The 13,429-nt window shown below is 63.9% G+C and carries 12 protein-coding genes and 2 pseudogenes; 10 read left to right on the forward strand and 4 right to left on the reverse strand.

All coding sequences use genetic code 11. The annotated features are described in order from the left end of the window. Positions 1 to 176 precede the first annotated feature (176 nt). The 6 genes from rpsA (at position 177) to trpB (ending at position 6,072) form a co-directional block, all read left to right on the forward strand. A complete protein-coding gene (gene rpsA / locus ACNJYB_RS01830) occupies positions 177 to 1,883 on the forward strand; it encodes a 30S ribosomal protein S1 (RefSeq protein ID WP_439372434.1) in 1,707 nt (568 codons plus the stop codon). A 316-nt stretch (positions 1,884 to 2,199) separates the two neighbouring features. Beyond that, positions 2,200 to 3,180, forward strand: coding sequence for a signal peptide peptidase SppA (sppA, locus tag ACNJYB_RS01835; protein WP_439372435.1), 981 nt, complete (start codon positions 2,200 to 2,202; stop codon positions 3,178 to 3,180). Positions 3,181 to 3,351: 171 nt separating this feature from the next. Beyond that, the gene (locus ACNJYB_RS01840) at positions 3,352 to 3,657 is read left to right on the forward strand and encodes an integration host factor subunit beta (RefSeq protein ID WP_008539997.1); all 306 of its coding nucleotides are present in this window, start codon (positions 3,352 to 3,354) and stop codon (positions 3,655 to 3,657) included. A 71-nt stretch (positions 3,658 to 3,728) separates the two neighbouring features. Next, positions 3,729 to 4,121, forward strand: coding sequence for a lipopolysaccharide assembly protein LapA domain-containing protein (locus ACNJYB_RS01845; protein ID WP_439372436.1), 393 nt, complete (start codon positions 3,729 to 3,731; stop codon positions 4,119 to 4,121). A 65-nt stretch (positions 4,122 to 4,186) separates the two neighbouring features. Further along, on the forward strand, positions 4,187 to 4,858 hold the full coding sequence (locus tag ACNJYB_RS01850; protein WP_439372437.1) for a phosphoribosylanthranilate isomerase: 672 nt from the start codon (positions 4,187 to 4,189) through the stop codon (positions 4,856 to 4,858). Further along, positions 4,855 to 6,072 (forward strand): tryptophan synthase subunit beta, encoded by a 1,218-nt coding sequence (gene trpB, locus ACNJYB_RS01855; protein ID WP_439372438.1) that lies wholly within the window; start codon positions 4,855 to 4,857, stop codon positions 6,070 to 6,072. Before ACNJYB_RS01850 ends, trpB begins: the two co-directional genes overlap by 4 nt. A 79-nt stretch (positions 6,073 to 6,151) precedes the next feature. Here trpB and ACNJYB_RS01860 read toward each other — a convergent pair whose 3' ends face one another. Beyond that, positions 6,152 to 6,493: an endonuclease domain-containing protein gene (locus ACNJYB_RS01860; protein WP_439372439.1), complete on the reverse strand. Its 342-nt coding sequence runs from the start codon at positions 6,491 to 6,493 to the stop codon at positions 6,152 to 6,154. Between the two features lie 72 nt (positions 6,494 to 6,565). Between ACNJYB_RS01860 and trpA the strand changes: the two genes are divergently transcribed. The 4 genes from trpA (at position 6,566) to ACNJYB_RS01880 (ending at position 10,634) form a co-directional block, all read left to right on the forward strand. Further along, on the forward strand, positions 6,566 to 7,402 hold the full coding sequence (trpA, locus tag ACNJYB_RS01865; protein ID WP_439372440.1) for a tryptophan synthase subunit alpha: 837 nt from the start codon (positions 6,566 to 6,568) through the stop codon (positions 7,400 to 7,402). A 111-nt stretch (positions 7,403 to 7,513) separates the two neighbouring features. Further along, the gene (gene accD, locus ACNJYB_RS01870) at positions 7,514 to 8,455 is read left to right on the forward strand and encodes an acetyl-CoA carboxylase, carboxyltransferase subunit beta (protein WP_439372441.1); all 942 of its coding nucleotides are present in this window, start codon (positions 7,514 to 7,516) and stop codon (positions 8,453 to 8,455) included. Next, positions 8,452 to 9,795 (forward strand): bifunctional folylpolyglutamate synthase/dihydrofolate synthase, encoded by a 1,344-nt coding sequence (locus ACNJYB_RS01875; protein ID WP_439372442.1) that lies wholly within the window; start codon positions 8,452 to 8,454, stop codon positions 9,793 to 9,795. The genes accD and ACNJYB_RS01875 overlap by 4 nt, the downstream gene beginning before the upstream one ends. A gap of 98 nt (positions 9,796 to 9,893) precedes the next feature. After that, complete coding sequence (locus ACNJYB_RS01880; protein WP_439372443.1) at positions 9,894 to 10,634, forward strand: metallophosphoesterase family protein; 741 nt, start codon at positions 9,894 to 9,896, stop codon at positions 10,632 to 10,634. Between the two features lie 7 nt (positions 10,635 to 10,641). Here ACNJYB_RS01880 and ACNJYB_RS01885 read toward each other — a convergent pair. The 3 genes and pseudogenes from ACNJYB_RS01885 to ACNJYB_RS01895 form a co-directional block, all read right to left on the reverse strand. Continuing rightward, positions 10,642 to 11,130: pseudogene (locus ACNJYB_RS01885) on the reverse strand (IS5/IS1182 family transposase); the annotation flags it as partial. A 286-nt stretch (positions 11,131 to 11,416) separates the two neighbouring features. Then, positions 11,417 to 12,460, reverse strand: a complete 1,044-nt coding sequence (locus ACNJYB_RS01890; protein WP_128944741.1) for an IS110 family transposase — start codon at positions 12,458 to 12,460, stop codon at positions 11,417 to 11,419. A gap of 23 nt (positions 12,461 to 12,483) precedes the next feature. Beyond that, positions 12,484 to 13,389 (reverse strand): annotated as a pseudogene (locus ACNJYB_RS01895) (IS5 family transposase); the annotation flags it as partial. Positions 13,390 to 13,429 lie beyond the last annotated feature (40 nt).

Genomic DNA, 13,429 nt, shown 5'->3' on the forward strand with positions numbered 1-13,429 from the left:
GGACATAAGATTTTCACGTATCTAACGCGCGGGCCTCAGCCGGCCCGCCTCCGCTGTTCCGCCTTCAGGCCGGAGCAGCGAGCGGTCGCTCGAAGGTTTTGCGGACCTTCCGACACTGCGTGTGCGATGCGCCCTTGAACCCAACGGCCGGCAAGACTTCCGCAACTGGAGAACAAATGGCTTCGACTTCTGCTGATACCTATAGCCCGTCGCGTGACGATTTCGCCGCGATGCTCGACGAGTCCTTCGCAGGTGGCAACCTGCAGGAAAGCTCCGTCATCAAGGGCAAGGTGGTTGCAATTGAAAAGGACATGGCCGTCATCGACGTCGGCCTGAAGACCGAGGGCCGCGTTGCCCTTCGCGAATTTTCCGGCCCCGGCCGTGACTCCGATCTCAAGGTCGGCGACGAGGTGGAAGTGTTCCTCGATCGCATCGAGAACGCCCTCGGCGAAGCCGTGCTGTCGCGTGACAAGGCGCGCCGCGAAGAGAGCTGGGGCAAGCTCGAGAAGGCGTTCCAGAACAACGAAAAGGTCAACGGCGTCATCTTCAACCAGGTCAAGGGCGGCTTCACCGTCGACCTCGACGGTGCCGTGGCCTTCCTGCCGCGCTCGCAGGTCGACATCCGTCCGATCCGCGACGTTGCGCCGCTGATGAACAACTCGCAGCCGTTCCAGATCCTCAAGATGGACCGCCGCCGCGGCAACATCGTGGTGTCCCGCCGCACGGTTCTGGAAGAGACCCGCGCCGAGCAGCGTCAGGAGCTGGTGCAGAACCTCGAAGAGGGTCAGGTCATCGACGGCGTGGTCAAGAACATCACCGACTACGGTGCGTTCGTTGACCTCGGCGGCATCGACGGCCTGCTGCACGTCACCGACATCGCGTGGCGCCGCGTCAACCACCCGACCGAGGTGCTCTCGATCGGCCAGACCGTGAAGGTCAAGATCATCAAGATCAACCACGAGACGCACCGCATCTCGCTGGGCATGAAGCAGCTGCTGGACGATCCGTGGCAGGGCATCGAAGCCAAGTACCCGCTGGGTGCCCGCTTCACCGGCCGCGTCACCAACATCACCGACTACGGTGCGTTCGTCGAGCTCGAGCCGGGCATCGAAGGCCTGATCCACATCTCCGAGATGTCGTGGACCAAGAAGAACATGCACCCCGGCAAGATCGTGTCGACCTCGCAGGAAGTCGACGTGCAGGTGCTGGAAGTCGACTCCGTCAAGCGCCGCATCTCGCTCGGCCTCAAGCAGACCATGCGCAACCCCTGGGAGGTCTTCGTCGAAGGTCACCCGACCGGTTCGGTGGTCGAGGGCGAGGTCAAGAACAAGACCGAGTTCGGTCTGTTCCTGGGCCTCGAGGGCGACGTCGACGGCATGGTCCACCTCTCCGACCTCGACTGGAAGCTTCCGGGCGAGCAGGTGATCGACAACTACAAGAAGGGCGACATGGTGAAGGCCGTGGTGCTCGACGTGGACGTCGAGAAGGAGCGCATCTCGCTCGGCATCAAGCAGCTCGAAGGCGACCCCTTCGCCGAGCCGGGCGATGTCAAGAAGGGCGCGGTCGTGACCTGCGAAGTGCTCGAAGTGAAGGAGAGCGGTATCGAGGTGAAGATCGCCGGTACCGACTTCACCACCTTCATCAAGCGCTCGGAGCTCGCCCGTGACCGCAACGACCAGCGCGCCGAACGCTTCGCCGTCGGCGAGAAGGTCGATGCCCGCGTGATCCAGTTCGACAAGAAGGCCCGCAAGGTCCAGGTGTCGATCAAGGCGCTCGAAGTCGCCGAAGAGAAGGAAGCCATCGCGCAGTACGGCTCCTCGGATTCGGGTGCGACGCTGGGCGACATCCTCGGCACCGCGCTCAAGAACCGCGACAACAAGTAAGCGAAACTTCCGTTTCGCTGGCAATCGAAGCCCCGGCGCAAGCCGGGGCTTTTTTGCTCGGCGTCGGCGCGGCGAAGGTGACCCGTACCGCGGAATCTATCGGTTGTGATCGGCGCCAGCACCGAACGACTCGCTCCCCCTGTTAGGGTCCCGGCCTTCGCCGGGACGAGACGTGAGTGTGTGGCAGCGCCCAGGCCTACACCGCAGGCGCCAGCCTTCATTTCTTCAAATTGCGCCGCAATTGATGTATCCAGACAAGCCAATGCTTACGTTGTGACGGCACAACGCCTCTGGCCTTTCATTTGGAGATATTCCGATGTCGCTCGATTCGGACATCATCGTCGATCGCCGCAGGATCCGCCGCAAGCTGACGTTCTGGCGTGTCATGGCGGCGCTGATCGCGATCGCGGCAATTGCGGGCTTTGCGCTGATCGCGACACCCGGTGCGCGCGGCACGTTCGCGTCCGCCGGTTCGATCGCGCGGGTTCAGATCGAGGGCCTGATCCGCAGCGATTCCGATCGCACGCAGGCGCTGGAGCGGCTGGAGAATTCGCAGGCCGCCGCCGTCATCGTTCACATCAACTCGCCGGGCGGTACCACCGCCGGCTCCGAGCAGCTCTATGACTCGCTCGTGCGGCTGAAGGCGAAGAAGCCGCTCGTCGTCGTGGTCGAAGGCCTCGCCGCCTCCGGCGGATACATCACGGCGATCGCGAGTGATCACATCATCGCTCAGCAGAGCTCGCTGGTCGGCTCGATCGGCGTGCTGTTCCAGTATCCCAACGTCACCGAGCTCTTGAAGACCATCGGCGTCAAGGTCGAGGAGGTAAAATCCTCGCCCCTGAAGGCGGCACCGAACGGATTCGAGCCGACAAGTCCCGAAGCGCGCGCCGCGCTCGATGCGCTGGTGAAGGACTCCTACGCCTGGTTCAAGGGACTGGTGAAGGAACGGCGTGGCATGGATGACGCACAGCTCGAGAAAGTGGCTGACGGCCGGGTCTTCACCGGACGCCAGGCGATCGATCTCAAGCTGATCGACCAGATCGGCGACGAGAAGGCTGCGGTGACCTGGCTGGTCGAGCAGAAGGGCGTCAAGAAGGGCCTCAGCGTTCGCGATTACAAGCTCCAGCCGCGCTTTGGCGATCTGCCGTTCCTCAAGACCGCGGCTGCCGTGATGCTGGAAGCGCTTGGTTTAGGCTCGATCGCGCATCAAATCGGGCAAACCGGCGTCGCGCAGGCCGTCGACCGGCTCGGAATGGATGGAATGCTGGCGTTGTGGCAGCCGGCCGCATCAAACTGACTGGGGCGGGCGAGTTCCCGAAGTTTTTCTCGCAGTGCGAGTGTCGGGACAGCCCACTTTTTTGGCATTTGTCACGCATTTTCCCGGCGCTCAACCTTGATTTAGCGTCTTGACAGATCACAGTATTTTCACGGAAATGGTCATCCGCACGCTTCCGGGTCCTATCTCTCGATGATCAAATCGGAACTTGTTCAGCGTATCGCCGAGCACAACCCGCATCTGTACCAGCGGGATGTCGAGAACATTGTGAATGCGATTCTCGAAGAGATCGTAGCGGCCCTCGCACGCGGTGACCGCGTCGAGCTGCGCGGTTTCGGTGCCTTCTCGGTCAAGCATCGTCCGGCGCGCGCCGGCCGTAATCCACGCACCGGCGCCCATGTGCCCGTCGACCAGAAGAGCGTTCCGTTCTTCAAGACGGGCAAGGAAATGCGCGAGCGGCTGAACCGCGACCATCCGGATCCAGGCGCGGCGGACTAAAGGCCGGCGCCAGGTTCTTAGCGGCCGCACAAGACGCGGCCGGCGGCTTGATTCAAGGCGAGCGAGGCGAGATGCGAAAGTTCCTGACCGCGCTGATCGTGATTCCGCTGGCCCTGATCCTGGTGGCCTTCGCGGTCGCCAACCGGCATTTCGTCACGGTCTCCTTCGATCCCTTCATCTCCGACGACCCCTCATTCGCGGCCACGATGCCGCTGTTCCTGCTCCTGATCCTGGTGGCGGCGCTGGGCGTCATCGCGGGCGGCTGTGCGGTCTGGTTCGGGCAGCGGCGCTGGCGACGCGCCGCGCGCCGGCACGAGGCCGACGCCAAGGCTGCGCGGGGCGAATTGGCCGATCTGCGGGCCCAGGTGACCGCGGCAAGACCCGAGGCGCAGCGGCTTCCCGCTCCCTCCGGAGTAGGCCTTTACGGGCCCATCGGGCGAGACAAGCAGCGCGCGACGTTGTAGAAGCGGCCCCGACCGAAAGCCCCGTTTTCCGGCCGCACCCTGCGGCCGCTACCCGCTGCGAGACCATGTCCCTGCTCGTCAAAATCTGCGGCCTGTCCACGCGCGAGACGCTTCAAACGGCGCTCGACGCCGGCGCCGACATGGTGGGGTTCGTGTTCTTTCCGCCGTCACCGCGGCATCTCTCGTTGGAGGCCGGGCGCGATCTCGGCCGGCAGATCAAGCAGCGCGCACTCAAAGTGGCGCTCACGGTCGATGCCGACGACGCCACGCTCGACAACATCATGGACGCGCTGTCGCCGGACATTTTCCAGCTTCACGGCAAGGAGAGCGTCGCCCGGCTGCGCGACATCAAGCAGAAATACGGCCGCCCGGTGATGAAGGCCGTCCCGGTCGCAACCGCGGCCGATCTTGCCGTGCTGCCCGGCTATGCCGCGGTCGCCGACCGCATCCTGTTCGATGCCCGTGCGCCCAAGGATGCGACCCGTCCCGGCGGCCTGGGCGCGCCCTTCGACTGGCACCTGCTGGAAAATCTCGATCTGAAACTGCCCTACATGGTCTCGGGCGGGCTCGACGTCGATAACGTCGCGGAAGCCCTCCGCGTCACCGGCGCCGGCGGTGTCGACGTCTCCTCCGGTGTCGAGAGCGCCCCGGGCATCAAGGACCCCGAGATGATCAAGGCCTTCATTCGCGCCGCGCGCGCCACCCAGGATGCAAGTCAAGAGTTGAGTGTTCGATGAACATCGCCAAGCCCAATTCCTATCGCAGCGGCCCCGATGAGCGCGGCCATTTCGGCATCTTCGGCGGCCGCTTCGTCGCCGAAACCCTGATGCCGCTGATCCTCGATCTGGAGCAGGCCTACACCGCGGCCAAGGCCGACCCGGCCTTCCAGGCGGAGATGAACGGCTATCTCAAGAACTATGTCGGCCGGCCTTCGCCGCTCTATTTCGCGGAACGTCTGACCGAGCATCTCGGCGGCGCAAAGATTTACCTGAAGCGCGAAGAGCTCAACCACACCGGCTCGCACAAGGTGAACAACGTGCTCGGCCAGATCATGCTGGCGCGGCGCATGGGCAAGAAGCGCATCATCGCCGAGACCGGCGCGGGCCAGCATGGCGTCGCCACCGCGACGCTGTGCGCGCGTTTCGGCCTCGAATGCGTGGTCTATATGGGCGCGGTCGACGTCGAGCGGCAGCAGCCCAACGTCATCCGCATGGAGATGCTTGGCGCAAAGGTGTTTCCGGTGCAGTCGGGCACGCGCACGCTGAAGGATGCGATGAACGAGGCGCTGCGCGACTGGGTCACCAACGTGCACAACACCTTCTATTGCATCGGCACGGTGGCGGGCCCGCATCCCTATCCGACGTTGGTGCGCGACTTCCAGTCGATCATCGGCAACGAGACCAAGACGCAGATGCAGGAGATCGAGGGCCGCCTGCCGGATTCGCTGGTCGCCTGCATCGGCGGCGGCTCGAACGCGATGGGCCTGTTCCATCCGTTCCTCGATGACTCCACTGTCGAGATCTTCGGCGTCGAAGCCGCGGGTCATGGCCTTACGCAGCTGCATGCGGCGTCGATCGCAGGCGGCCGTCCCGGTGTGCTGCATGGCAACCGCACCTATCTCTTGATGGATGCCGACGGCCAGATCCAGGACGCGCATTCGATCTCCGCCGGCCTCGACTATCCCGGCATCGGACCCGAGCATTCCTGGCTGCACGAGGTCGGCCGTGTGAACTATCTCTCCGCAACCGACGACGAGGCGCTCGCCGCGTTCCAGCTGCTGTCGAAGCTCGAAGGCATCATCCCCGCGCTCGAACCCGCACACGCCATCGCCAAGGTAATGGAGCTCGCACCGAAGCGGCCGAAGGACCACCTGATGGTCGTCAATCTCTCCGGGCGCGGCGACAAGGACGTCCCGCAGGTCGGCGACATCCTGAGGGGCAAGAGCAAGTGAGGCGGGTGTCGCACTCTCTTCACCTCCCCCCATCGGGGGGAGGTCGGCGGCGAAGCAGGGCGGTGAGGGGGCTCTCCGCTCACTCGAACCTTAACGATGTCCGGATGAGCTCGAGGACACCTTCAAGATTTTCGTACACATCCGTGTTCGATACCCGAAGGACAAGGAAGCCGCTGGCTTCGAGCGCTTTGGTCCTGGGTTCATCGCGTTCGATTTCAGTCGGGCTGGAATGCGTGACGCCATCAACTTCGATGAGCCTCCCGTCGAGCGTCACGAAATCGACGACATACCGGTCGACCGGATGCTGGCGACGAAACTTCCAGTGGGCAAGCTGCCGGTTGCGCAGTGCTTGCCAAAGCTTCGCTTCGGCGCTCGTCTGCCACTCGCGGAGCCTTCGCGCTCTGGACTCGAACCTCTCCACCCCCCTCACCCGGCTGCTTCGCAGCCGACCTCTCCCCGAAGAGGAGAGGTATAGCACAGCGGCCGCGGAAACATGACCACGCGTATCGACACCCGTTTCGCCGAGCTGAAGAAGCAGGGCCGCTCCGCCTTTGTCACCTATGTGATGGCCGGCGATCCCGATCTCGCGACCTCGCTCAATATCGTCAAGGCGCTGCCCAAGGCAGGCGCCGACGTCATCGAACTCGGTATTCCCTTCACCGATCCGATGGCGGATGGCCCCTCGATTCAGGCCGCAGGTCTGCGCGCGCTGAAGGTCGGCATGACCTTGAAGAAGACGCTGGAGCTGGTCCGCGACTTCCGCAAGGACGACGACGTCACGCCGCTGGTGCTGATGGGGTATTACAATCCGATCTACATCTACGGCGTCGACAAGTTCCTGGCTGATGCCAAGACGGCCGGCGTTGACGGCCTGATCATCGTCGATTTGCCGCCGGAGGAAGACGACGAGCTCTGCATTCCCGCGCTGAAGGCGGGCCTGAACTTCATTCGCCTCGCGACCCCGACCACCGACGACAAGCGTCTGCCCGCGGTGCTCGCGAACACATCAGGCTTCGTCTATTACGTCTCCATCGCCGGCATCACCGGTGCAGCGGCGGCGGACGCCAATGCCGTTGGCGAAGCCGTCGCGCGCATCAAGCGGCATACCAGGCTGCCGATCTGCGTTGGATTTGGCATCCGCACGCCGGAGGCGGCCCGCGCCATTGCCGAGAAGGCCGATGGTTCGGTGGTCGGCACGGCGCTGGTCGATGCGCTCAAGAACAGCCTCGATGCCGAGGGCCGGGCGACGGCCAAAACCGTTACCGCCGTGGCCGAGCTGACCGTGGCTCTGGCCCAGGGCGTCAAGGGCGCGAAACAAGCGGCCGAATAGGCCATAATTCCGCTTCGGGGGCGGGCGACACGTCGGCTTGCCGGGGCTGGGTCCGGCGGCCATATATCGTTTCAGGCGATCCTCGAGCGAGGTCGCACATCGGAGCAAACCATGAACTGGCTTACCAATGTGGTCCGGCCGAAGATCCGCAACATGCTGCGGCGGGAGACGCCGGAGAATCTTTGGATCAAGTGCCCGGATTCCGGACAGCTCGTGTTCTACAAGGACGTCGAGGCCAACCAGTTCGTCATTCCCGGCTCGAACTACCACATGCGCATGGGCGCAGTGGCGCGTCTGAAGTCGATCTTCGACAACGAGACCTGGTTCGATGTCGCGCTGCCCGACGTCACGCCCGATCCGCTCAAGTTCCGTGATGAGAAGAAATATGTCGACCGCATCAAGGATGCCCGGGCGCGCACCAATCTGAACGACGCGATCAAGATCGGCTACGGCAAGCTCGAAGGCGCGGCCGTCGTCGTCGCCGTGCAGGATTTCGACTTCATGGGTGGCTCGCTCGGCATGGCCGCGGGCGAAGCCATCGTGCGCGGGCTGGAGCTCGCGGTCGAGAAGAAGTCGCCCTTCATCGTGTTCGCAGCTAGCGGCGGCGCGCGCATGCAGGAAGGCATCCTGTCGCTGATGCAGATGCCGCGCACCACCGTCGCCGTGCAGATGCTGCGCGAGGCAAAGCTGCCCTACATCGTCGTGCTGACCAACCCGACCACCGGCGGCGTCACCGCGTCCTACGCGATGCTGGGCGACGTGCAGATCGCCGAGCCCGGCGCGCTGATCGGCTTTGCCGGCGCGCGCGTGATCGAGCAGACCATCCGCGAGAAGCTGCCGGAGGGGTTCCAGCGCGCCGAGTACCTGAAGGAACACGGCATGGTCGACATGGTCGTGCATCGCCACGATCTGCGTCCGACCCTGGCGCGGCTCTGCCGCCTGCTGACCAAGGCGCCGGCCCAGGATGGCGCTGCGAAGCCGGCACAGCCGGTGACGAGCCCGGCACAGATCGTATCGGCCGCCGAGACGGCGCCGGCCGCGCCGCACGCGTGAACGCCTCCTCTGACAGTGCAACGACACCGCTCGGCCAAGTGATCGGGCGGCTGTCGGCCCTGCATCAGAAGCGCATCGATCTCGGGCTCGAGCGGATGCACCGCCTGCTCGAGCGGCTTGGCCACCCCGAACGCAAGCTGCCGCCGGTGATCCACGTCGCCGGCACCAACGGCAAGGGCTCGACCGTCGCCTATCTGCGCGCGACGCTGGAGGCGGCAGGCCTGCGCGTCCACGCCTACACCTCGCCGTATCTGGTCCGCATCAACGAATGCTTCAGGCTCGGCCGTGTCGGTGGTGGCGTGCTGGTCGGCGACGACGAGTTGCGCGCCGCGCTGGAGGAGGTCGAGCGCGTCAATGCCGGCGAGCCCGCGACCGTGTTCGAGCTGAAGACCGCTGCGGCGTTTCATCTGTTCGCGCAAAATCCGGCCGATGCCGTGCTGCTGGAAGTCGGCCTCGGCGGCCGGCTCGATTCGACCAATGTGGTCGATACGCCGGCGGCCTGCGTGATCACGCCCGTCAGCATGGACCATATGGATTTTCTTGGGCCGACCCTGACGTCGATTGCCGGCGAGAAGGCGGCGATCATCAAGCGCGGCGTGCCCATGATTTGCGCCGAGCAGTTGCCAGAGGCAATGGCCGTGATCGAGGCAGAGGCCAAGCGCATGCGTGCGCCGCTGTTTGCCGCGAACGAGAGCTGGCACGTCAATGTCGAGCACGGACGGCTGGTCTATTCCGACGACCGCGGCCTGATGGATCTCGCCGCGCCGCGCCTGTTCGGCCGCCACCAGTTCGATAATGCCGGCCTTGCGATCGCGACGCTCCGTGCGATTCCGACCTTCAGTATCAACCAAGCGGCATTCGAAGCCGGCATCGTCGGTGCCGAATGGCCGGCGCGGATGCAGCGCCTCACCTCGGGCGAGTTGCTCTCCTGGGGGCCGCAGGGCTCGGAGATCTGGCTCGATGGCGGCCACAATGCCGAAGGCGGCCGCGTCGCGGCGGCCGCGCTCGGCGACCTCGAAGAGCGGGTGTCGCGGCCGCTGGTGGTGATCGCCGGCATGATGGCCAACAAGGATGCGCAAGCGTTCCTCGCCAATTTCGCCGGCCTCACCCGCCACATCATCGCGGTGTCGATCCCCGACACCGAGAACGCGATGCCAGTCGACCGTCTCGCGGATGCTGCGCGCAGCCTCGGCATGCGCATCGAGATTGCACCCGGCATTGAGGCCGCGCTGCGGGCCTTGTCGAAACTGGCTTACGAGGTGCCGCCGCGCATCCTGATCACCGGCTCGCTCTATCTTGCCGGCCACGTGCTCGCCCTCAACGGCACGCCTCCTGCTTAGCTGATCGCGTAGCCCGGATGGAGCGAATCCGGGATCTCGCCACAAGCGATAAAGCCCCCGGGTTACGCTTCGCTCCATCCGGGCAACAGGAAATGCCCATGCGTTTTGCCGCGATCGCCGACGTCCACGGAAACTACCTCGCGCTGGAGGCCGTCCTCGCCGACATCCGCGCCCACGGCATCGCCGACATCGTCAATCTCGGCGATATGCTGAGCGGTCCCCTCGATGCACGCCGCACCGTCGAGATGCTGATTCGGCTCGATGCCGTGCATGTGCTCGGCAATCACGACCGTTACCTGCTCGACCGTCCGCCGGAGAAGATGGGCTCGTGGGACCGTCCCGCCCATGCGCAGCTCAACGCCGCTCAGCTCGACTGGCTGCGCGCGCAGCCGATGACGCGCGTGTTCCGCGAGCAGGTTTTCCTCTGCCACGCGACGCCCGCGAACGATGAAGTCTACTGGCTCGACACCGTGCACCCCGACGGTACCGTCGCGCTATCGCCGCTCGACCGCATCGAACAGTTCGCGCAAGGCATCACGCAATCGCTGATCCTGTGCGCCCACACCCATCTCGCTCGCGCGGTGCGGCTTCGCGACGGCAGGTTGATCGTCAATCCCGGCAGCGTCGGCAGCCCCGGCTATCGTGACAAGCATCCGTTTCCACATGTCGTCGAAGCCGGCACGCCGCACGCGCGTTATGCCATCCTCGAATTGGCAAGTGGTGCCTGGGATGTGACATTGCGCCATGTCGCCTACGATCACGAAGCGATGGCAGCGCTGGCGCGCCGCAACGAACAGCCGGAGCTGGCGCACGCGCTGGCGACGGGGTGGATCAGTTAGTCGTCCGTTAAGAAGGCGAATTGAGCGGGGCGGGACGGCCGAACGTGCGCCATAGCTGGAGCAGGATGAGGCACAAGAGTTCTCTGAGCCAGGCGAGGATGCGGCGGAAGTTGTGGCCCACGGCTGAGAGGATGACGTTAGCCGCATCGCCGGCGCGGCCTTTGAGGTAGCAGCGGCCGAGGTGACCATCGGCCTTCAGGTGTCCGATGATGGGTTCGATGGCGGAGCGGCGGCGCAGCTCGCGCTTGATGACACCGAAGACGCCGCGCTTCTGGCCGGAGATGAAGATCCGTCGGGGATTTTGTGCGTCGTGGCCGCGGTATCCCTTGTCGACATAGGCCCGCTCGATCGCGCAGCCGGTGAGTGTCTCGGTGCGGTCGATGACGTCCCGCAAGGTGTGACCGTCGTACGGGTTATCGGGTAGCGCCCTGGCGTGCAGCACGAACAGGCCCCCGGGAGAACGGCGGTTGTTGGTGACGATGGAGGCTTTGACGCCGATCTATGGACCACGCCCGCGTTGCAAGAGGAATCGACAAAGGGATGAAGCGGTTTGCGCCAATCTATCCGGCTTCAATTTGGGGCTGTTGCCCCGAGCCATCATGGATATCCGCTCACTTCTGTCCTCAATAACTCGCCGGCCTCAAGAAGGGCCATGGAGTCGAACCAGGCTTCAGAAGTGTCGGTGGAACCGTTTCTCCATTCGTCCTTTCCGTCTCGCAAACCTCGGCGGGTTATTGTGCCTTCTGATCCCGACCTTGGATTTTCCTTTCCGGCCCTGTTTCTTATGCGGTGCGGCCCAGGAGGTTGGCGTCGTAGTCACGGCCCTTTGCGAGCATGCTCCAGGCCATGCGCGCAAGTTTTGCGGCCAGGGCAACAACCAAGACATTGGAGTGGAGCCGCTTCGACGCTGCCTCTAACCAGGCTGCGAAGCCATGCCGAGGCCAACTCTGACGCTGCAGAAGTACGGCTCTGGCACCTTGAATAAACAGCGTTCGCAGGTACCGATTACCGCGCCTCGATATGCGCCCGAGAATGGTTCGATCGCCGGTCGAGATTTGCTTTGGTACCAGACCAAGCCATGCTGCAAAGTCTCGGCCTTTATGGAAGGCATCACCGGTTCCGATGGCGGCGACCATCGCGCTTGAGATGATCGGCCCGACGCCGGGCGCACTCATTAGGCGGCGACAGTGTGGATCTTGATCAGCGAGTTCGTCGATTTCTTTCGTCATTGACGCGACCCGTCGGTCGAGATAGCGCCAGTCCTCGGCCAAGTCCTGAATGAGCTGGATCACGCGAGGCGATAAGTTGTCGTTTGGCGCTGAGAGAATCTGAGGAAGTGCCAGTCGGAGTGCTGCCGCTCCCTGCCGCACTGGTAGCCCTCGCTCAAGCAAAAAGCCCCGGATTTGATTGATGACCGCCGTTCTCTGCGTCACCAATCGACTGCGAACTCTGTGTAGTGCCTGTAAATCAAGTTGTTCGGCTGACTTCACTGGAACGAACCGCATTGTCGGCCGCTGAGCGGCCTCGGCGATCGCTTCAGCATCCCGAAAGTCATTCTTGTGACCCTTGAGGTATGGTTTGACGTACTGCGCCGGCAAGAGCCGTACTTGATGGCCTAATTTCTCGAGCCTGCGCCCCAGATGATGTGCGCCTGCACACGCCTCCATTCCGATCAGACAACGCGGAATATTGCCCAGCGACTGGTCAAGCTGATTTCTCGACCGCTTCTTGCGTAGCGTAATTGCGCCTGTGGCATCGAGACCGACGACGTGGAATGTGTTCTTCCCGAGATCGATGCCGATTGTGACAAGGTTCGTATTCGACATGGCTTGCGCTCCTGCTGCTGCCCCCCGCCGGGCTGCACGTTGCCGCTGAGAGCGGGCGTGGTCCATGCCATTAACTCGTAAGGCGCGGCTGCTTTGCCCTTGCCGATGCACTCCACCTCCGGGGCGTGGAAGGAATAAAGCTTGAAGCCGCGCTGGCGTTGCTGCTGCGAGCGGATCTGCGAGGCCCGGCTGAGCGGGAGGGCGAACGTGTTCTCAAGCACAGCCTGACCTTCGATCTTGCGGCGGATATCGCGGATGATCCGGCCCAGTCGGCTGCGCAGGATGCGCAACTGCCGCTGATGCCGCTTGAATTGCTTGGCATGGCCGTAGCGTCCCGCCATCATTGTCGCGGTTTTGGCAATGCGCAGATAGGACTGCCGCAGCTTGACCCCGTGCTTCCTCGCCAGACGGTTGAGCCCCTTGATCGCCGCGTGCAAGAGCTTGGCATCGGTCGGGAAGGTGATCGCCTTCGGCTGCACGGTGGTATCGACTGTGACCCGCTTGATGTCCTGGCTGCGTAACGCGCCGGCCTCGTGTGCCACCCGCAAGCTCTCGGCCAGCAACAGCTCCAGCTTGTCGCCGAGCCGCTTGCGCCAGTGGCTCAGGTCCGAGCGCTCGTGCGGGAATGCGTGCTGGAAGAACTCTTCGCCGGTGAAGTACTGGAAATATGGGTCGTGGACCCAGCGCTCGCACACCCCCTCATCGGACAGCCCGTAAATGTGCTTGAGCAGCAACAGCCCGATCATGAAGCGGCTCGCGATCCCGGGCCGACCATTCTCGCTATAGAGCGGCGCGATCTCGCCGTCGATCCAGTCCCAATCGACCTTGCCGGCGAGCTGAACCAGCTCGTGCTTCATATTGATGATTTGGTCCAGCCTGGCCCGGAACAGATCGCCCGATCCCGTCGTCCTGTGCTTCTTCGGTCGCATCGCCACCTCCGATGTGATGACGGAATCATGGTTGGCGATT

This window comes from Bradyrhizobium sp. SMVTL-02 (assembly GCF_051853005.1).
Classification (GTDB): Bacteria; Pseudomonadota; Alphaproteobacteria; order Rhizobiales; family Xanthobacteraceae; genus Bradyrhizobium.

Excerpts from the sequence above, each read along its gene's own strand:
- rpsA (WP_439372434.1), top strand. The coding sequence starts at position 177 with ATGGCTTCGACTTCTGCTGATACCTATAGCCCGTCGCGTGACGATTTC.
- sppA (WP_439372435.1), top strand. The coding sequence starts at position 2,200 with ATGTCGCTCGATTCGGACATCATCGTCGATCGCCGCAGGATCCGCCGC.
- ACNJYB_RS01840 (WP_008539997.1), top strand. The coding sequence starts at position 3,352 with ATGATCAAATCGGAACTTGTTCAGCGTATCGCCGAGCACAACCCGCAT.
- ACNJYB_RS01845 (WP_439372436.1), top strand. The coding sequence starts at position 3,729 with ATGCGAAAGTTCCTGACCGCGCTGATCGTGATTCCGCTGGCCCTGATC.
- ACNJYB_RS01850 (WP_439372437.1), top strand. The coding sequence starts at position 4,187 with ATGTCCCTGCTCGTCAAAATCTGCGGCCTGTCCACGCGCGAGACGCTT.
- trpB (WP_439372438.1), top strand. The coding sequence starts at position 4,855 with ATGAACATCGCCAAGCCCAATTCCTATCGCAGCGGCCCCGATGAGCGC.
- trpA (WP_439372440.1), top strand. The coding sequence starts at position 6,566 with ATGACCACGCGTATCGACACCCGTTTCGCCGAGCTGAAGAAGCAGGGC.
- accD (WP_439372441.1), top strand. The coding sequence starts at position 7,514 with ATGAACTGGCTTACCAATGTGGTCCGGCCGAAGATCCGCAACATGCTG.
- ACNJYB_RS01880 (WP_439372443.1), top strand. The coding sequence starts at position 9,894 with ATGCGTTTTGCCGCGATCGCCGACGTCCACGGAAACTACCTCGCGCTG.
- ACNJYB_RS01890 (WP_128944741.1), bottom strand. The coding sequence starts at position 12,460 with ATGTCGAATACGAACCTTGTCACAATCGGCATCGATCTCGGGAAGAAC.